This window comes from Bacillus sp. FDAARGOS_235 (assembly GCF_002073415.2).
GTDB lineage: Bacteria > Bacillota > Bacilli > Bacillales > Bacillaceae_G > Bacillus_A > Bacillus_A toyonensis.
Map to the genome: position 1 here is coordinate 4,681,112 of NZ_CP020437.2, position 16,801 is coordinate 4,697,912.

Consider the following 16,801-nt stretch of genomic DNA (forward strand, 5'->3'; position numbering starts at 1 on the left):
CAAATGAATAGTATAATTCTCGATAAAATTGTCGTAAGAAATAATAGAGTTGATTATTATTTTAGTATTAAGGGGGATTTACAAAAGTATTTTAAGACAAGTAATCATATGTTTCTTGAATATAACTATGATGTATCTGACATCTCTTTAAGTATTTTGGCTATTCCGTTTGTTGCGAATGTAGTTCCTCTTGTATGGATTACTAATTCAACAATAGTAATAAATGAATTAGATAAATCTTTTTATATTTGTTTAAATAATATAAAAAATGCATATCAAAACATGTTTCCTGGTGTGAAATTTAAAGGATCCATGGTTGTAGGAGAAATTATTGATAATGTTTACATTCCGGAACTTGAAGCGGCATCTTTATTTAGTGGTGGATTGGATGCACTTACTACATTTATAAGAATAAAAGATAAACACCCCTTGCTAGTTACTGAATATGGATGGCATGAAAATGAAATAGAGGGTAGTAAAGTATGGGAGGCAGATAAAGAAAATGCCGTAAATTTTGTAAAGGATAATGGACTAGAAAATATTTTTATACAATCTAACTATGGGACCTTTATAATTGCAGGGAACATTGACCATGATTTTAGAGAAAAGTTAAACGATACATGGTGGCATGGATTGCATCATGGTCTAGCAATAATATCTGCAGCTATTCCAATAGCTTTTAAACTTAAGATAAAATGTATATATATTGCAAGTTCTAATTCCCCATTATATCAAGTTACTTGTGCATCTGATCCAACTGTGGATAATGAAATAAAATATGCATCTGGAACAGTCTTTCATGATGGATACGAACTTACTAGACAAGAAAAGATTAAAGTTGTTGTGGACCATTATTCAGCTAGTAAAGAACCTGTTAATATCAGGGTATGTTTTAAAAATGAAGAAAATTGTTGTAAATGTGAAAAATGTTTAAGAACAATTATGGGAATTATTGCTGAAGGGAGAGACCCTCGTGAATATGGTTTTAATATTCCAAGTAATCTTTATCAGTACGTTAAAACTTCTTTAAATAATGAGGTGAAGTTTTTTACTAATACATTCATTGAAATGTATTGGAATTTAATCCAAGTGCGAATGAAACAAAATTGTGATTGTATTACAGATAAAAATTTACTAAATTGGTTTCTAGATTATGATTTCAAGGCGCAACGAAGAAAAGCGTTATTAAAATACAGGATAACAAAGTTTTTCCCGATTTTAAAGAGGAAGATTAGTGCCAAATTTAGTAGAGTGGGTACGCAAAACAATTAAAATATAGAAGGTATTACGATGAGAATACAAAACTCCTTAAAAAATATTTTATTCGGTTTGTCTGGACAAATAATTAGTATTGGTATGGGATTTGTTGTTCGAACTGTTTTTATTTTTACACTCGGTATAGAATATTTAGGTGTGGATGGGCTTTTTACAAGTATACTATTGATGTTTTCCCTAGCTAATTTAGGATTTGATACAGCTATAATATATAGTTTATATAGGCCATTAGCTGAGAAGGATATTTATAAAATACAGGCATTAATGAATTTATATCAAAAAGCATACAGATTAATAGGAGTAGTAGTTTTATTAATAGGGTTATCTCTATTGCCATTTCTTGATCATTTAGTGAATGCAGATACTACGATTAAAGACATTAACATTATCTATCTTTTATTTTTAATAAGTTCAGTGTCATCATATTATTTTGTATATAAGCAATCTATTATTATTGCTGATCAAAGTAACTATATTATTTCTAAAATACACACTTTGTTCATGATTATATCTAATGCATTACAAATTGTTTTATTAATAATTATTAGTGATTACATTGTAGTACTGGTAGCTCAATTAACATTAAAAGTAATTGAGAATGTATATATTGCAAATAAGGCAAATAAATTATATCCATTTTTAAAAGAAAAAAATAATGCGAAATTATCTAAGACAGACAGACGTGAGTTTTTTGAGAATTTGTATTCCTTGTTGCTATATAAAATTAGTGGTGTAGTAATTAATGCAACAGATAATATAGTTATATCGAAATTTATTGGGGTTATTTGGGTTGGGGTTTATTCAAATTATTTGTTGATCTTAAATACATTAAATACCTTATTAGGCTATTTGTTTTATTCTATCACTGCTAGTGTTGGAAATTTGAATGTGAAAGAAAATGCAGAAAAAAAATATTTTATTTTTCGTGTAATTAACTTTTTAAATTTTTGGATATATGGATTTTGTACAGTTTGCCTTTGGAATTTGATAAATCCTTTTATAACAATCTGGTTAGGTGAGGAATATGTGTTTAATAAGTATGTATTATTTTTCATATTACTTAATTTTTTCACTTCAGGAATGCAAAATACAACTACAATGTTTAGAGAAACCACAGGTTTATTTAAAAAAGGGAAGTACAGACCTATTATAGCGGCAATTATAAATATTGTAGTTTCTATAATTCTTGCGAAACAAATAGGAATAGCAGGAGTGCTTTTAGGGACTGTTATTAGTAGATTATGTACTTACTTTTGGTATGACCCTTATATTATATTTAAAATGATTTTCAAAAAATCTGTAAAAGTATATTTTATTAGATATATTTTGTTTGTAGTGCTTGTATTATTTTCTATTATAGCAACGGATTTTATTGGTTATATTTTTCACATAAATATATTTATGGACATGGCAATACGTAGTATTTTGTGTCTGATTATTCCGAATCTGATCTTTTGGATGGTATTTAAAGAGGCGGAAGAGTATAGATATTTCCTTAATTTAACCCGGATATTAATAAAAAAAATAAAGCCGAAAATATTAACTCGGAAATTTCCGAATGATAATTATCCATAAATTATAATTTTATTTTTTCCATATCACAGTAAAAAATGCTTTATTTACGGAAGAGATTTTAGGTTGTTCTGAAAATAATAGTAGGTAATAATAGGGGCGTTAGGTATAAAGAGTATAGTGTCTTTTTAATAATATTGTAAGTTTAAATAGTTATAAATAAAAGAGTATTGAAATGAAAACAGCTAGTAAGAATAGACCTTTTTAGAAAGGAATTGTAAAAAGACTTTCTAAATAATGGATCTCTAAAAACAATAAAAAGTGATATTACTTCTCTTATATCCAATCAATTTACCTTATGAAACATAAGATGTAGAAAAGCAAAAAAGAGGTGTGAATTGATGTGGAGAAGAAGGGATAATCTTGGGAATTTGAATGATTTAGATTTGGTGTCCAAGCCTCCTTTTCATAATGACATTTTAACTTATGATAGTACGCAATTAAAATGGATTCCAAAATCATTTGAAGCTACAAATTCTACAAGTATATATGTATTAGAATTAGATAGATGGGATGTTAAGAATGATGGGACTGATGCTATCAATACTTCCCAAGGTATTAATAATGCTCTAGTATGGGCGGCTCAACAAGGTTATACGGAAGTTGTGTTACCTAGAGGAATATATTTGATTGATAAACAAACACCCATCGAACCACCAAGTCATTTAACTTTGAATCTAAACGGTTCGACATTAAAAATGGAAACAAATAATTTGACTGGATATGCAATTATAAGTTTTCGTAGAAATCAAGTATATTCTAGGATAACAAATGGTATTATCCAAGGAGATAGATATACACATGATTACTCTAGTGGGGGAACACATGAGGCAGGGTACGGCATTGAATTGGGGAGTTTTACTCCACCTGCTGATGGGGGGAACAATACACGGTTTGTATCTTTAGATAATCTAGATATTTTAGATTGTACAGGAGATGCCATTACACTGAACAGTACTTTTGGGCAGATTTCACCTTTTCCTACAGCATTAGCAAGTTCATTTGAACAGGGAGCAATTAATACAACAGATGGTTCATTGGTAAGTAGTACAACAAAGATACGTTCCAATTTGCAAATTGATATGAACCAAGTGGCTATTGTAAAGTATGGTTACTTTGGATTATATGGAAATGGATTTGGAGCATTGGGTTCTGAAATAAAATGCGATTATTATGATGTCATTTTTTACACTTCAAACAATATATTTTTATCTTCAAAAACCAATGTACAATTCTTTGATGAAGTAGAAGTCCCTAATGGAGCAAGTTATGCTAAAGTTGTTTTGCATCAAGGGAATGTTCCTGCTCCTGCAAATTGTTTAATAAATGTTAGGGTACCTTCTTTTTCGCAATATACTTATATAGAAAAATGTAATTTACATGATTGCCGTAGACAAGGGATTAGTGTATGTGGGGCAAAGAATGTATATATTCGAGATAATGATATTCATCACATCGCAGGTACCAATCCACAAAGTGGACTAGATATTGAAGATGGATATGATTTAAATCAATATATATATATTGAAAGAAATAATTTTCATGATAATAAAAATTATAATATTATTGTTGTAAATGGGAAATTTATCTATATATCGAATAATTCTATTATGAATACCATTACAAATGCTTATGTTGGGTTGTCTATTAATGGTGGTGCAGATAGGGTAATCGTAACAGGGAATAATATCCGATTAACCAAGGTCTCTTTGTTAGGAGATGTTATTTTTTCCAATAATTATGTATACGGAGCGCAAGTAAATGTTCAAGGTGTATATGTAAATCGATCTATTAATATATCGGATAATGTTTTTTCTAATAGTAAAATGATTATTGATACTCCCTTTCCATATGCGGTTAAAGTTGATTCCTGTCGTTTTATAAACGATACAGATAAACTTAATTCCTTGTCATCATTGTATCAGTGGACATTAGAGCTGAAAAATGAACCGCAAACTATCTCAAATTGTATATTTGAAGGACAAGACGTTTTGTATTTAAATTATGTACCAGTAGGAACAGTTAAATCAGGATGGATATTTGAAAATATTATATTTAATAATGTTAAACCCCCAACCCTAGTTGCAGGGACGTATACAAATTGCTTTTTTAAGGATGTAATCTTTTTGGGGATAGCAAGTACAGGAAGCACTTTAGAATTAAAAGGTTGCAAGTTCTTTAGTATAGATAGAAATAACACGTTATTTACAGTGAATAACCTCAAAGCATTCAAGATGATAGATTGTCATATAGAAAAACCAAATGGTACGGTCTTGAATATTCAAAATGTATCTGATGAAATAGTGTTAAGGGGAAATACTATAAAAATTACAAATGATACTCTTCAGAGAGCTATTATTGTTTTGGATGCAGCGTTTACTGGTAAGCAAGTGATAATTCAAAATAATATTATAAATTCCACAAATTTGATGCAAGTTGGGATAGATAATAGAACAACGAGTAGTACACCTCAAGTAGTAATTCAAAATAACGTGTTAAATAATGCGAAAATTACAATTATGGGGAGGGAATTTTTACAAGGAAATATTGTTAATGGTGTAATCGATTCAAATTAATGCATGGTGATAATTAAATTTGAATAGTTTCAAAAAGTTATGAGAAATGAAGTAGAGTGGCTCTTAATAAATATGTCTATAAAGTATTATATAATGGTACATGGAAGGGTTTTGTCCAATGTAATCATTCGAAATAGTCTAATTCCTAATAGATAATATGCTTATTGACTTTTAGTTACTACTATAGAAAAGAGAAAAGCTATTATGTTTTTTATAAACATAATAGCTTTTTGTTATTACGTTAACTGCATACTAAAAAATAGTGAGTAGGAGAATGTTTTAATAATAAATGTTTTTTTATACTATTAAGCGTTGTTTATAAAATTGTTTTTGTGAATATACTTTTTGAGATTTTTACAGTGTGTAATAGTCTCTTGGATAAGCATTTGGAAAATATATTTTGCACCTATGTGTATTGCTTTCTTCTACTTATTAAGTTTTAAAGTTGTGTACTAAAGAAAATGTTTGCAGGTGATAAGTAAAGAAAAATTGAATACAATTCTTTACTTACAACTTGAAAATACTTGATTTCAATCCGTAATGAATACTTTATATATTATTTCACTTTGGAAAAGCATTTGTAATAATTTAAGATGGGGGAATGATTGGTAATGAAGAGACTGTTGGATATCTTTATTTCTTTATTATTATTAATTTGCTTTTTTTTCATTATTCTTTTAGTAGCAATTATAGTTAAAACCCAGATAGGATCACCTATTTTATTTAGACAACAACGTCCAGGGTTACATGGAAAACCCTTTTATCTTTATAAATTTCGTACGATGACCAATGAGCGAGATAATAGCGGGGAGCTCTTACCAGATTACGCTAGATTAACTAAAGTTGGAAAATTCCTGAGGAAATATAGTTTGGACGAATTACCACAATTAATAAATGTGCTAAAAGGTCAATTAAGTTTGGTGGGCCCTCGACCATTATTAATGGAATATATGCCTTTATATTCGCAAGAGCAAGCTAAAAGGCATAATGTTAAACCCGGAATCACTGGATGGGCTCAAATTAATGGAAGAAATAGTATCTCATGGGATGAGAAATTTAAATTAGATGTATGGTATGTTGAGAATCAAAGTTTTCTTTTAGATTTGAAAATTTTATATCTAACTTTTAGTAAGGTTTTAAAATCGGAAGGGATAACAAATAATAAGCATGTGACTATGCCAGTTTTTAAGGGGGGAATCGAGCATGGGGGGGAATAAAATGAACATTTTGTTTACTAGCTCTGGTAGGAGGGTCACTTTAATTAAAAAATTTAAGGAGGTATTTGAACAAGTAGGAATCAAAGGGAAAATCTTTACTGCAGACTTAAAAGAAACTGCTCCTACCATTTACTTTAGCGATAAGCATTTTATTGTTCCGCGTGTAAATGAAGAAGGATATATAAATGAATTGTTAAAAATATGTAGATCTGAAATGATAAATCTAATAATTCCGTTAATTGATACGGAATTAATCCTTATGGCTAATAATTCGGAGGTTTTTGAAGGTATTGGTGTAAAAGTACTAGTTTCTAGTATGGAATTAAATAAAATTGCTAATAACAAAAAATACACATATAACTTTTTTGTCTCTAATAATATACCAACTCCTAGAGTGTATAGTGATGAAGAGATTGGAAGAAAGGAATATCAATTTCCACTATTAATTAAACCTTATGATGGCAGTTCTAGTAAAGGTGTAACAAAAATAATGAATGAAAAGGAATTGGAATTTTTTAAGGAGTATATACCTAACGCTATGATACAAGAGTACGTTTCAGGAGAGGAATACACTATAGATGTCATGGTAGATTTCTATGGGAATATAAAAACGATCGTTCCTAGATTGCGTATAGAGACACGAGCAGGTGAGGTAAGTAAAGGTGTGACCAAGAAAGATTTTGACATCATCCAAGCAGCAGAAACTGTAATAAAAGCTCTTCCTAATCCTATTGGATGTATTACTTTACAATGTTTTAAAAAGGAGGATGGGCAAATTACGTTTATTGAAATAAACCCTCGTTTTGGAGGAGGAATACCACTATCAATAGAAGCAGGAGCGAATTTTCCACTTTGGACAATTAAAATGTGTCAGGGGGAAGTCTTTATAGATAAAGACTTTAATTGGAGAGAAAATTTAACAATGCTTAGATATGACGAAGCGGTTTTTATGGAGAGTATTTAATATGGTGATTCAAGCAATTGTTTTTGATATGGATGATACTTTATATAAAGAGAAAGATTATGTCGTAAGTGGCTTTAAAGCAGTGGATGATTGGATTAAAGATAACTATGGAAAAATTGGTTTTTATAATATCGCAATTCGATTATTCAATTCAGGTGAAAGAAAGTTTGTGTTTAATAAAACACTTAAAAAGTTAGACATTGATTATGATGAAAAATTGATTAGTAATTTGATAGAACAGTATAGGTTCCATAAACCAGATATTCAATTGTTGGATGAAGCGGATTGGGTACTAAATAATTTGGTTAATACCGTTAAAATAGGACTTATTTCAGATGGATATTTAGTTGCTCAAAAAAGAAAAATAAATGCATTAAAGTTAAAAGAGAGGGTTCATTCAATAATTCTCACTGATAAGCTAGGAAAAGAATGTTGGAAACCAAGCAAAATTCCTTATGAAAAAATAAGTAAGGAATTACAGGTGCCTCATGAGCAATGTGTCTATATAGGAGATAATTTAAGTAAGGATTTTATAACGGCCAAGAAATTGAAATGGTTAACGATCCATATTAGTAGAGAAGATGGAATTTACCATAATCTTATAGTTGAGCAAGCTTATAAAGCACATTATACAATTGATAATTTAAGGAGATTATCTGATATATCTGTATTAAAGCATATGTTTTTAGATACATAGTATTTAAATATGTATAAAGGATGTGTTTACATGCACACAGTTCAGCATAAAAAGCGAATTTACCTTTCCTCTCCGCACATGAGTGGGAATGAACAAAAATATATCCAAAATGCATTTGATACAAACTGGGTTGCTCCTCTTGGGCCAAATGTCGATGGGTTTGAACGAGAACTTGCATCTTTTGTAGGAGTTAGAGGAGGTACTGCAGTTAGTTCAGGTACTGCTGCTATTCATTTAGCTTTGCAGTTATTAGGTATTCAAAAGGGAGATACAGTATTTTGTTCCAGTTTTACTTTTGTAGCGAGTGCAAATCCGATTGTTTATTTGGGAGCGGAACCGGTATTTATTGACTCAGAACCGGAAACCTGGAATATGTCACCGAGTGCATTGGCACATGCATTATATGAAGCTAATAAAATGGGGAATTTGCCTAAGGCTATCATTCTTGTTCATTTATATGGTCAGAGTGCTAAACTAGATGAAATTCTCTCACTTTGTCATCAATATAATGTTCCTATAGTTGAGGATGCAGCAGAATCTCTTGGTTCTACATATAAAGGAAAAGCAAGCGGTACATTCGGGAAATTTGGTGTTTATTCATTTAATGGAAATAAAATTATTACAACTTCAGGTGGTGGAATGCTAGTTTCTAATGATGTAGAAGCATTGGAAAGAGCGAGATTTTTAGCGACACAAGCAAAGGATCCAGCTCCACATTATGAGCATAGTGAGATAGGGTATAATTATCGACTGAGTAATATTTTAGCTGGTATTGGTAGAGGACAATTAGAAGTGTTAGAAGATAGGGTGAGAGCTAGAAGATTTGTATATAAACGGTATTACGAAGCGCTATCTCACATGCCAGGGTTTTATTTTATGCCTGAATTAGAACATACTCGCCCAAATCGTTGGCTTACTACATTGACAATTGATGAAAAGGAATCTGGGATTTCTATTGGGAAATTGTTGAGAATTTTAGCAGAAGAGAACATTGAAGCGCGTCCTATGTGGAAGCCACTTCATATGCAGTCGCTCTTTAAAGAGATGAAGTATTATCCGCATAGCAAAAATGAAGATGTGTCGCAGTACCTATTTCAAAGTGGAATTTGTTTGCCTTCAGGATCTAATATGTTAGCAGAAGATCAACAAAGGGTAATTCAAAGCATTTTAAAAGCTGTAGAATGGAAGAATTAAAAGAAAAGTAAGTGAAAATGGAATTTGAATTAGATTTGTATACGTACCACTAATTGTTCTTTATAATGAATCTTTTCTAGTGTTCAGTTTCAATTTACATAAAAAAAGGGAGGAGTATAGATTTGGAAATGTCTATAATATATAAGTCTGAGAGTAAATTAAAGCATGTAATTGAGAAAGTAATAAAAATAAAAAATTTCGTTCTTTAAAAAGAATGATAAAGGGGTATGTTTAACGAATTTAATATGTAAATAGTAATTGTAGTAACTTTTCATATATTAGGAGGAAGAAATGAGCGCTATAACTGGCATTATTCACTTTAATAATGAACCTATATCAATTGAACATGGCACACGATTAATGAGTGAATTACAAAAGTACCCTGCTGACGATATTCAAATATGGCACAAAGAAAATGCTTTTCTAGGATGTCATGCACAATGGATTACACCAGAGTCAGTTGGTGAACAATTACCCTTTTATAATTATGAAAAGCAATTGGCAATTACAGCAGATGCTATTATTGATAATCGTAATGAGTTATTTGAAAAATTACAAGTGGATTATTCGGATAGAAAAAACATGACAGATAGTGAGTTGATTTTACTCTCTTATCAGAAATGGGGGGAAGCGGCTCCAAAATATTTGGTAGGCGATTTTGCCTTTATGATTTGGGATGAGAAAAAACAAATTCTTTTTGGTGCCAGAGATTTTTCAGGAAGTCGGACCCTTTATTTTTATCGTGGTGAGGAAAAACTTGCTTTTTGTACCATTATAAATCCGTTATTTACTCTACCGTATATTGAGAAAAAATTGAATGAGCAGTGGCTTGCTGAATTTTTAGCTATACCTGTAAATTTCGAATCGGTAGATCCACAGTTAACAGTTTACAAATATATAGAACAAGTGCCTCCATCACACACTATTTTGGTAAAGGAAGGCGAAGTAAAGTTTTCACGATACTATACACCAACTGTTGGGAAAATGCTTAATTTAAAATCAAATGAAGAGTATGAAGAGGCGTTTCGAGAGGTGTATAAAAGTGCAGTGAAGGCACGTTTGCGAACACACCACCAAGTCGGAGCCCATTTGAGTGGAGGGTTAGACTCAGGTTCTGTCGTTAGTTTTGCTGCAAGGGATTTACGGACTGAAAATAAAAAATTACATACGTATAGTTATGTTCCAGTAGAAGGATTTGAAGATTGGACACACAAAGGTAGGATAGCTGACGAAAGACCATTTATTCAATCGACTGTAGAGCATGTAGGGAATATACAGGATTATTATTTAGAATTGCCAGAGAGAAGCCCACTATCGGAAATTGATGATTGGCTGGAAACAATGGAGATGCCATATAAATTTTTTGAGAATACTTTTTGGTTGAGTGGAGTTTATGAAAAAGCATCTCAGCAGGGAATAGGAGTACTTCTTAGTGGTCAAAGAGGTAATTGGACAGTATCATGGGGACCTATTTTAGATTACCAGGCAATGTTATTGAAAAAGCTACATTGGATTCGTTTTTATCGTGAACTATATTTATATAGTAGAAATATAGGAGTAAAAAAATCACGTGTTTTTGAAGTGGTAAGACGAAAGGCATTTCCATTTTTGCATCAGTTACTTTTTTCAGGAAAACAAGATGCAAATTCCGTAATAATTAATCCGGAATTTGCAAGGGAAATGAATGTTTTTGACAGACTTAGAGAACAAGAAATCGATATAACAGGCACCGCTATTTCTAATGCATATGAAATGAAAAGAGAACAGTTTGAAAAACCATATTATTGGAGCATAAATGGCACGTATGAAACGAAATTATCATTACGTTATGCCTTATGGGATCGTGATCCCACAAATGACTTACGATTGATTCAATTTTGTTTGTCAGTCCCAGAAGAACAGTATGTTCAAAATGGTTTAGATAGAGCCCTGATCCGGAGAGCCACAAAGAGCTTCCTTCCTGATAAAGTACGATTGAATCAACGGGTTCGCGGTATTCAAGGTGCAGATGGTGTTTACCGTATGGCTCCTTTTTGGAATGAATTTATTGAGGAAGTTGAAGAACTTAGTGTAGATCCAGTAATCTCTGAATTTCTAAATGTAGAGGTAATTAAGAAAGCTATCTCAAAAATTTGTAAAGAACCTCGACCAGAATATGCATTTGATTTAGATTTTAGAGTTTTAATGCGCAGCTTAATCTTCTATCGATTTATAAAAAAAGCAATATGAAAGGAGGTGATACGTATGAAAAAGGAATGGAAACAACCTGTATTAGAAGTACTTAATATTAATATGACTATGGCTGGGCCTGGGCATAAATATCCAGATGCTGTTCAACCTGACCCAGATGATCCAGTTAAGTACAGTTAAGTCATTGGAAAAATAAAGCTCTTATATAGCTTTATTATATAAGAGCTTTCAAAAAATTGACAATGTGGGGGATAGGATGTTTGATTCTATGGGGAATGTGTTATATCAAGCTTTCGGGTTAAAAATAGTAAGTGAAATTCCATTACCCGAATTGTCTCAGCTGAATGAAAAAAAAGAGGTGGCAGATGTTCAAGTTGAAATAACGGATTTGTCAGAACAGTGGTGTAAATATAGCGCGGAAAAGCAAAAAACAATTGTAGTGGAGGATAATGTAGTTATGTTTCATGTTCCTCAAACTGCAATATTTTCTATACAGGCCGGCGAGAAAATCACCTTTTCACCTATGGCAGACGCAGAAGAAGATAAAATTCGCTTATATATTCTAGGAACTTGTATGGGGGCGCTTTTAATGCAACGTAAAACACTCCCATTGCATGGGAGTGTAATTGCCATAGATGGAAAAGCATACGCATTAATTGGTGATTCAGGAGCTGGAAAATCAACGTTAGCCTCGGCTTTTTTGAATAAAGGATATCAGCTTTTAAGTGATGATGTAGTTGCTGTGTCTCTTTTGAATAAAAATACTGCAATAGTTCATCCTTCTTACGCACAACAAAAATTATGGCAAGAGAGCATAAATGAGTTGGGGATGGAAGTAGCGCAATTGAGCCCTTTGTTTGAAAGAGAAACGAAGTATGCTGTTCCTGTGAATTCTCAATTCTTTCCAGATCCATTACCTCTTGCTGGTGTTATTGAATTAGTAAAAACACAGGGAGAAGATATTGAGACGACCCGTATAGAAGGGCTCGCACGCTTGTATAAATTATACCGTCATACTTTTAGGAGTTCTTTGATTTCTAAATTAGGATTAATGGAATGGCATTTTGAAACTTCAACTCATATTGCAAGTGGAATGGAAATGTTTCAAGTAAGTCGCCCGACTTCAAGATTTACAGCTCATGAGCTTGTGGAAGTTATTTTAAATACTATACAGAAAGGGAGTATGGTTGATGGTTGTCCACTCGAGAAAAATATCATTAAAACATAACGTTGTCCAAAGTAAAGGTAATATAGTAAGCGATATGGATGGAGAAAAAGTTATGTTAAATGTCCAGAAAGGAAAGTACTATAACTTAGGTGAAATAGGCGGAGAAATATGGGAGCTTATTGAAAAGCCAATAATAATTAATCAGCTTGTTACTATGCTAGTATCCAACTATGATATTGAACGAAAAGATTGTGAAGAGCAAGTTCTTTCCTTTTTAGAGTGTTTATTTCAAGAAGGGTTAATTCAAATAAAAGATCAGCCTAATAGATAGATTTGTAATTTCAAAAGAACTGTTAGGAAGGGATTAATGAATATTGTGAAAAGGTTAAGGGTATTTTTATTGCTGAACATGGAAACAAAGCTTTTATTTTTAGAGGCTTTTATTTTTTTAGGATGGGCGCGTGTACTAAAAAGTATTACCTTTTCCAAAGTTGCACCTTCTTTAGGGGATTACATGAACGAAACATCAGTTGCTCAAATTCAGCAACACGAGGATACACTAAAGGAGGTGTCCGAAGCAATTTCTATTATGAGTCGTTATACTTTTTGGGAAAGTCAATGTCTCGTTAAAGCGATAGCTGGGATGAAAATGCTTGAAAAACGTGACATTGAGAGTACTCTTTATTTAGGAACTGCTAAGGATAATAGTGGGGCACTAATTGCACATGCATGGTTACGTAGCGGTTCTTTTTATGTTACTGGATCGGAAGGAATGGAGAAATTCACTGTCGTTGGATCATTTGCAAAGAGGCTAAGTGAGAACACTATTAAAGGAGAGTAAAATGGAGAAAGATTTTGGTCTTAATGTAGAGTTCATGTCTAAGGAATTGAAACTTCTTTTTGCAATTTTGAAGTTAAAAGATGATGAAACAATGCAAACTTACAGCAATGAATGGTTTTCGGATATTGATTGGGAATTATTTCTTGAACAGGTTGTGCATCATCGCGTTTATCCGGTGATATATCAAAAACTTAAACAGGTAGATGAAGAAATAATTCCTTCACATATTGTACAATCCTTGAATAGAAAATATAAAAAAAATACATTTCAAATGCTTTATTTAAGTGCTGAAATGGAACGAATAAATAAAATATGTAATGAAAATGAGATTCGTATGATTTTTCTAAAAGGGCCTGTACTATCTCAGGATTTATATGGAGATATTTCTTTACGAACATCCTGTGATTTGGACGTTCTTATTCCAATTCAAAATTTAGAAAAAGTAGAAATGCTACTTTTAGAGCAGGGGTATGTAAAAGACGATTATATTCAAACGATATTAAATGATTGGAAATGGAGGCATCATCATATAACATTTTTTCATCCGACAAAACAGATTAAGCTTGAGATTCATTGGCGGTTAAATCCCGGACCTAGTAAGGAACCTGGGTTTGAAGAGCTTTGGAAGCGAAAGAGAAAAAGCACCCTTACGAGTAATTCCGTATATATGCTAGGGAAGGAAGATTTATTTTTATTTCTTGTATCTCATGGTGCTAGACATGGTTGGTCCAGATTACGCTGGTTAGTAGATATAAAAAAAATTGTCAATCAAGATCTTAATTGGAGTGAGATTCATAAACTAATGAAAACATATCAAATGCTACATTTAGGAGGACAAGCATTAATTTTGTCATCTCAATTGCTAGGTGTACGGATGGATGAAAGAATGATGGAATTAGTAGCTAAAAAACATTCAAAACAGTTAGCGCAAGAAGCCTTGTTTTATTTCAAGCAAATGATAAACTTGCATACCGATCCGGTTCCTGAAGAAGTACTTGCTTATCATAGTCGACATTTATTTTCGTTAATGTCTAATCAGCAAAAAACTTTATTTATTATGAGCCAACTATATCCTTATCCAATTGATGCGAAAACATTGCCGTTACCTAAATTTCTTCATTTTTTATATTTTCCTTTACGTCCGTTTCTATGTATTTGGAGAAAAACGAAGAAGTTTGCTTTGTTATTGGGGGAACATCGATGAATTATATTATATATTTTATGAAGAAATTATATTCTTCAGCAGGAAAAATACTGTATGTGAATTTATTTGGTATGGTGTTAATCAGTTTACTTGAAGGGATAGGTATTATTTTATTACTTCCTATGATAAGTATGACTGGAATAATTAATACAGGTGAGGAGACTTCTTTTATTGCACCTGTCTATAGAATTTTGCAGAATTTCCCTAAAACAACAAGTTTAATTTCTATTTTAGGTATATATGTATTAATAGTGTTAAGTCAAAATATACTGCAAAGAAATATAACGTTAAGAGATGCGAGAACGCAACAAGTTTTTGTACGAAAGTTAAGAGTAGAAACATATAGTATGATTTTAAAAGCAAAGTGGAGATTTTTTTTAGAAAAAAGGAAAACAAATCTAATTAATATATTAACTACAGAATTAGCTCGTGTTAGTTATGGGATTAATTTAATTTTACAATTGCTAGCTACTATTCTATTTACATTCATACAGGTAGGGCTTGCGTTTTTATTATCTCCCCAAGTCACTGTATTTGTTTTGGGCTTTGGCTTATTGTTCTTGGTAGCTTCTCGTGTTTTTATAAAAAAAGCACGGATACTAGGCGGTAAGACCTCAGAATTGGCAAAAGACTATCTTTCTGGTATAACAGATCATTTCAATGGAATTAAAGATATAAAGAGCAATACTTTGGAAGGATCACGTTTGGAGTGGTTTCAATCTATAACAAAAAAGATGAGTAGCGAACAAATGGAGTATATGAGAATAAGGTCAAACTCTCAATTGTTTTATAAAATTTCAATGGCTATATTAATTGCATTTTTTATATTTTTGTCAGTAAATATGTTTCAAGCGCAAACGGCCCAGTTACTATTAATCATTCTCATTTTTTCAAGATTATGGCCAAGGTTCATGACGATTCAGTCAAATTTAGAACAACTGGCTGCAAGCATTCCTGCCTTTAAGTCATTATGGGAATTGCAACAGGAGTGTAATGAAGCGGTTGAAATGCAGGATATATACATGCAAAAACATATAAAGCCGATTTGTATAAAACAAGGTATTGAGTGTAAGGATGTTTCTTTTCGTTATAATAAGCAAGAAGCTTTATATGCACTTCAAAACATTAATGTACAAATTCCAATAAATAGTATGACGGCAATTGTAGGACATTCTGGTGCTGGGAAAAGTACATTAATTGATGTGTTAATGGGGTTAATCCAACCAGAAAAAGGTCAAGTGTTAATAGATGGTACCCCTCTTACAACTGATAATTTATTATCATTAAGACAGGCTATTAGCTATGTACCACAAGATCCGTTCTTATTTAATGCTAGTATAAGAGAGAATTTAATGATGATTGACTCGAATGTAAATGAAGAACAAATTTGGGCTGCATTAGAATTTGCGGCAGCAACTGAATTTGTACGAATGCTTCCAAATGGACTTGATACACTGATTGGAGATCGTGGGGTGAGGCTTTCAGGTGGTGAACGTCAGCGACTTGTATTGGCTCGAGCTATTTTAAGAAAACCGTCGATTTTAGTATTAGATGAGGCTACGAGTGCGTTAGATACTGAAAATGAAGTGAAAATCCAATCAGCAATAGAAAGATTGAAAGGAACAATGACTATTGTTGTTATTGCACATCGCTTATCTACTATACGCAATGCAGATCAAGTTATTGTTTTAGGAAAAGGTGAAATTGTTCAAAAAGGTGAATTTAATCAACTAGCTAAAGAAAGAAAAGGTGTATTTCGAAATTTACTAGGGTCACAAATGGAAGTTGGTTCTTAGAGGAGAAAAATTGAATGAAGCTTTGTATGAATGCAGTTCGAATCGAATAAAATCTCGAATAATGGTGAACTACAACAGAATCTTATTCGGGATTTTATTTGCGCGTT

At 31.9% G+C, this 16,801-nt stretch carries 14 protein-coding genes; all 14 read left to right on the forward strand.

What is annotated here, in order from left to right:
* Window positions 1-3 precede the first annotated feature (3 nt).
* Entirely contained in the window at window positions 4-1,272 is a 1,269-nt protein-coding gene (locus A6J74_RS26535; protein WP_001084457.1) for a hypothetical protein, read from the forward strand.
* 18 nt (window positions 1,273-1,290) lie between these two features.
* Complete coding sequence (locus A6J74_RS26540; protein WP_001222558.1) at window positions 1,291-2,850, forward strand: lipopolysaccharide biosynthesis protein; 1,560 nt, start codon at window positions 1,291-1,293, stop codon at window positions 2,848-2,850.
* A gap of 338 nt (window positions 2,851-3,188) precedes the next feature.
* On the forward strand, window positions 3,189-5,423 hold the full coding sequence (locus A6J74_RS26545) for a right-handed parallel beta-helix repeat-containing protein (protein WP_080609716.1): 2,235 nt from the start codon (window positions 3,189-3,191) through the stop codon (window positions 5,421-5,423).
* Window positions 5,424-6,034: 611 nt separating this feature from the next.
* On the forward strand, window positions 6,035-6,640 hold the full coding sequence (locus tag A6J74_RS26550; RefSeq protein WP_000825901.1) for a sugar transferase: 606 nt from the start codon (window positions 6,035-6,037) through the stop codon (window positions 6,638-6,640).
* Window positions 6,627-7,604 carry an ATP-grasp domain-containing protein gene (locus A6J74_RS26555; RefSeq protein ID WP_000509383.1) on the forward strand — a complete coding sequence of 326 codons (978 nt, stop codon included), beginning with the start codon at window positions 6,627-6,629 and terminating at the stop codon, window positions 7,602-7,604. The genes A6J74_RS26550 and A6J74_RS26555 overlap by 14 nt, the downstream gene beginning before the upstream one ends.
* Before the next feature lies 1 nt (window position 7,605).
* Window positions 7,606-8,301 (forward strand): HAD family hydrolase, encoded by a 696-nt coding sequence (locus A6J74_RS26560; RefSeq protein ID WP_000236583.1) that lies wholly within the window; start codon window positions 7,606-7,608, stop codon window positions 8,299-8,301.
* A 30-nt stretch (window positions 8,302-8,331) separates the two neighbouring features.
* On the forward strand, window positions 8,332-9,495 hold the full coding sequence (locus tag A6J74_RS26565) for an aminotransferase class I/II-fold pyridoxal phosphate-dependent enzyme (protein ID WP_000557691.1): 1,164 nt from the start codon (window positions 8,332-8,334) through the stop codon (window positions 9,493-9,495).
* 291 nt (window positions 9,496-9,786) lie between these two features.
* Window positions 9,787-11,724, forward strand: coding sequence for an asparagine synthase-related protein (locus A6J74_RS26570; RefSeq protein ID WP_001274520.1), 1,938 nt, complete (start codon window positions 9,787-9,789; stop codon window positions 11,722-11,724).
* A 15-nt stretch (window positions 11,725-11,739) separates the two neighbouring features.
* On the forward strand, window positions 11,740-11,865 hold the full coding sequence (locus A6J74_RS26575) for a paeninodin family lasso peptide (protein ID WP_000712621.1): 126 nt from the start codon (window positions 11,740-11,742) through the stop codon (window positions 11,863-11,865).
* Between the two features lie 76 nt (window positions 11,866-11,941).
* On the forward strand, window positions 11,942-12,913 hold the full coding sequence (locus A6J74_RS26580; RefSeq protein WP_000460441.1) for an aldolase: 972 nt from the start codon (window positions 11,942-11,944) through the stop codon (window positions 12,911-12,913).
* On the forward strand, window positions 12,876-13,184 hold the full coding sequence (locus tag A6J74_RS26585; protein WP_000260275.1) for a lasso peptide biosynthesis PqqD family chaperone: 309 nt from the start codon (window positions 12,876-12,878) through the stop codon (window positions 13,182-13,184). Before A6J74_RS26580 ends, A6J74_RS26585 begins: the two co-directional genes overlap by 38 nt.
* A 36-nt stretch (window positions 13,185-13,220) precedes the next feature.
* On the forward strand, window positions 13,221-13,694 hold the full coding sequence (locus A6J74_RS26590) for a lasso peptide biosynthesis B2 protein (protein ID WP_001028388.1): 474 nt from the start codon (window positions 13,221-13,223) through the stop codon (window positions 13,692-13,694).
* Between the two features lies 1 nt (window position 13,695).
* Entirely contained in the window at window positions 13,696-14,898 is a 1,203-nt protein-coding gene (locus A6J74_RS26595) for a nucleotidyltransferase domain-containing protein (protein WP_000409751.1), read from the forward strand.
* A complete protein-coding gene (locus A6J74_RS26600) occupies window positions 14,895-16,694 on the forward strand; it encodes an ABC transporter ATP-binding protein (protein ID WP_001106590.1) in 1,800 nt (599 codons plus the stop codon). Before A6J74_RS26595 ends, A6J74_RS26600 begins: the two co-directional genes overlap by 4 nt.
* Window positions 16,695-16,801: the final 107 nt, after the last annotated feature.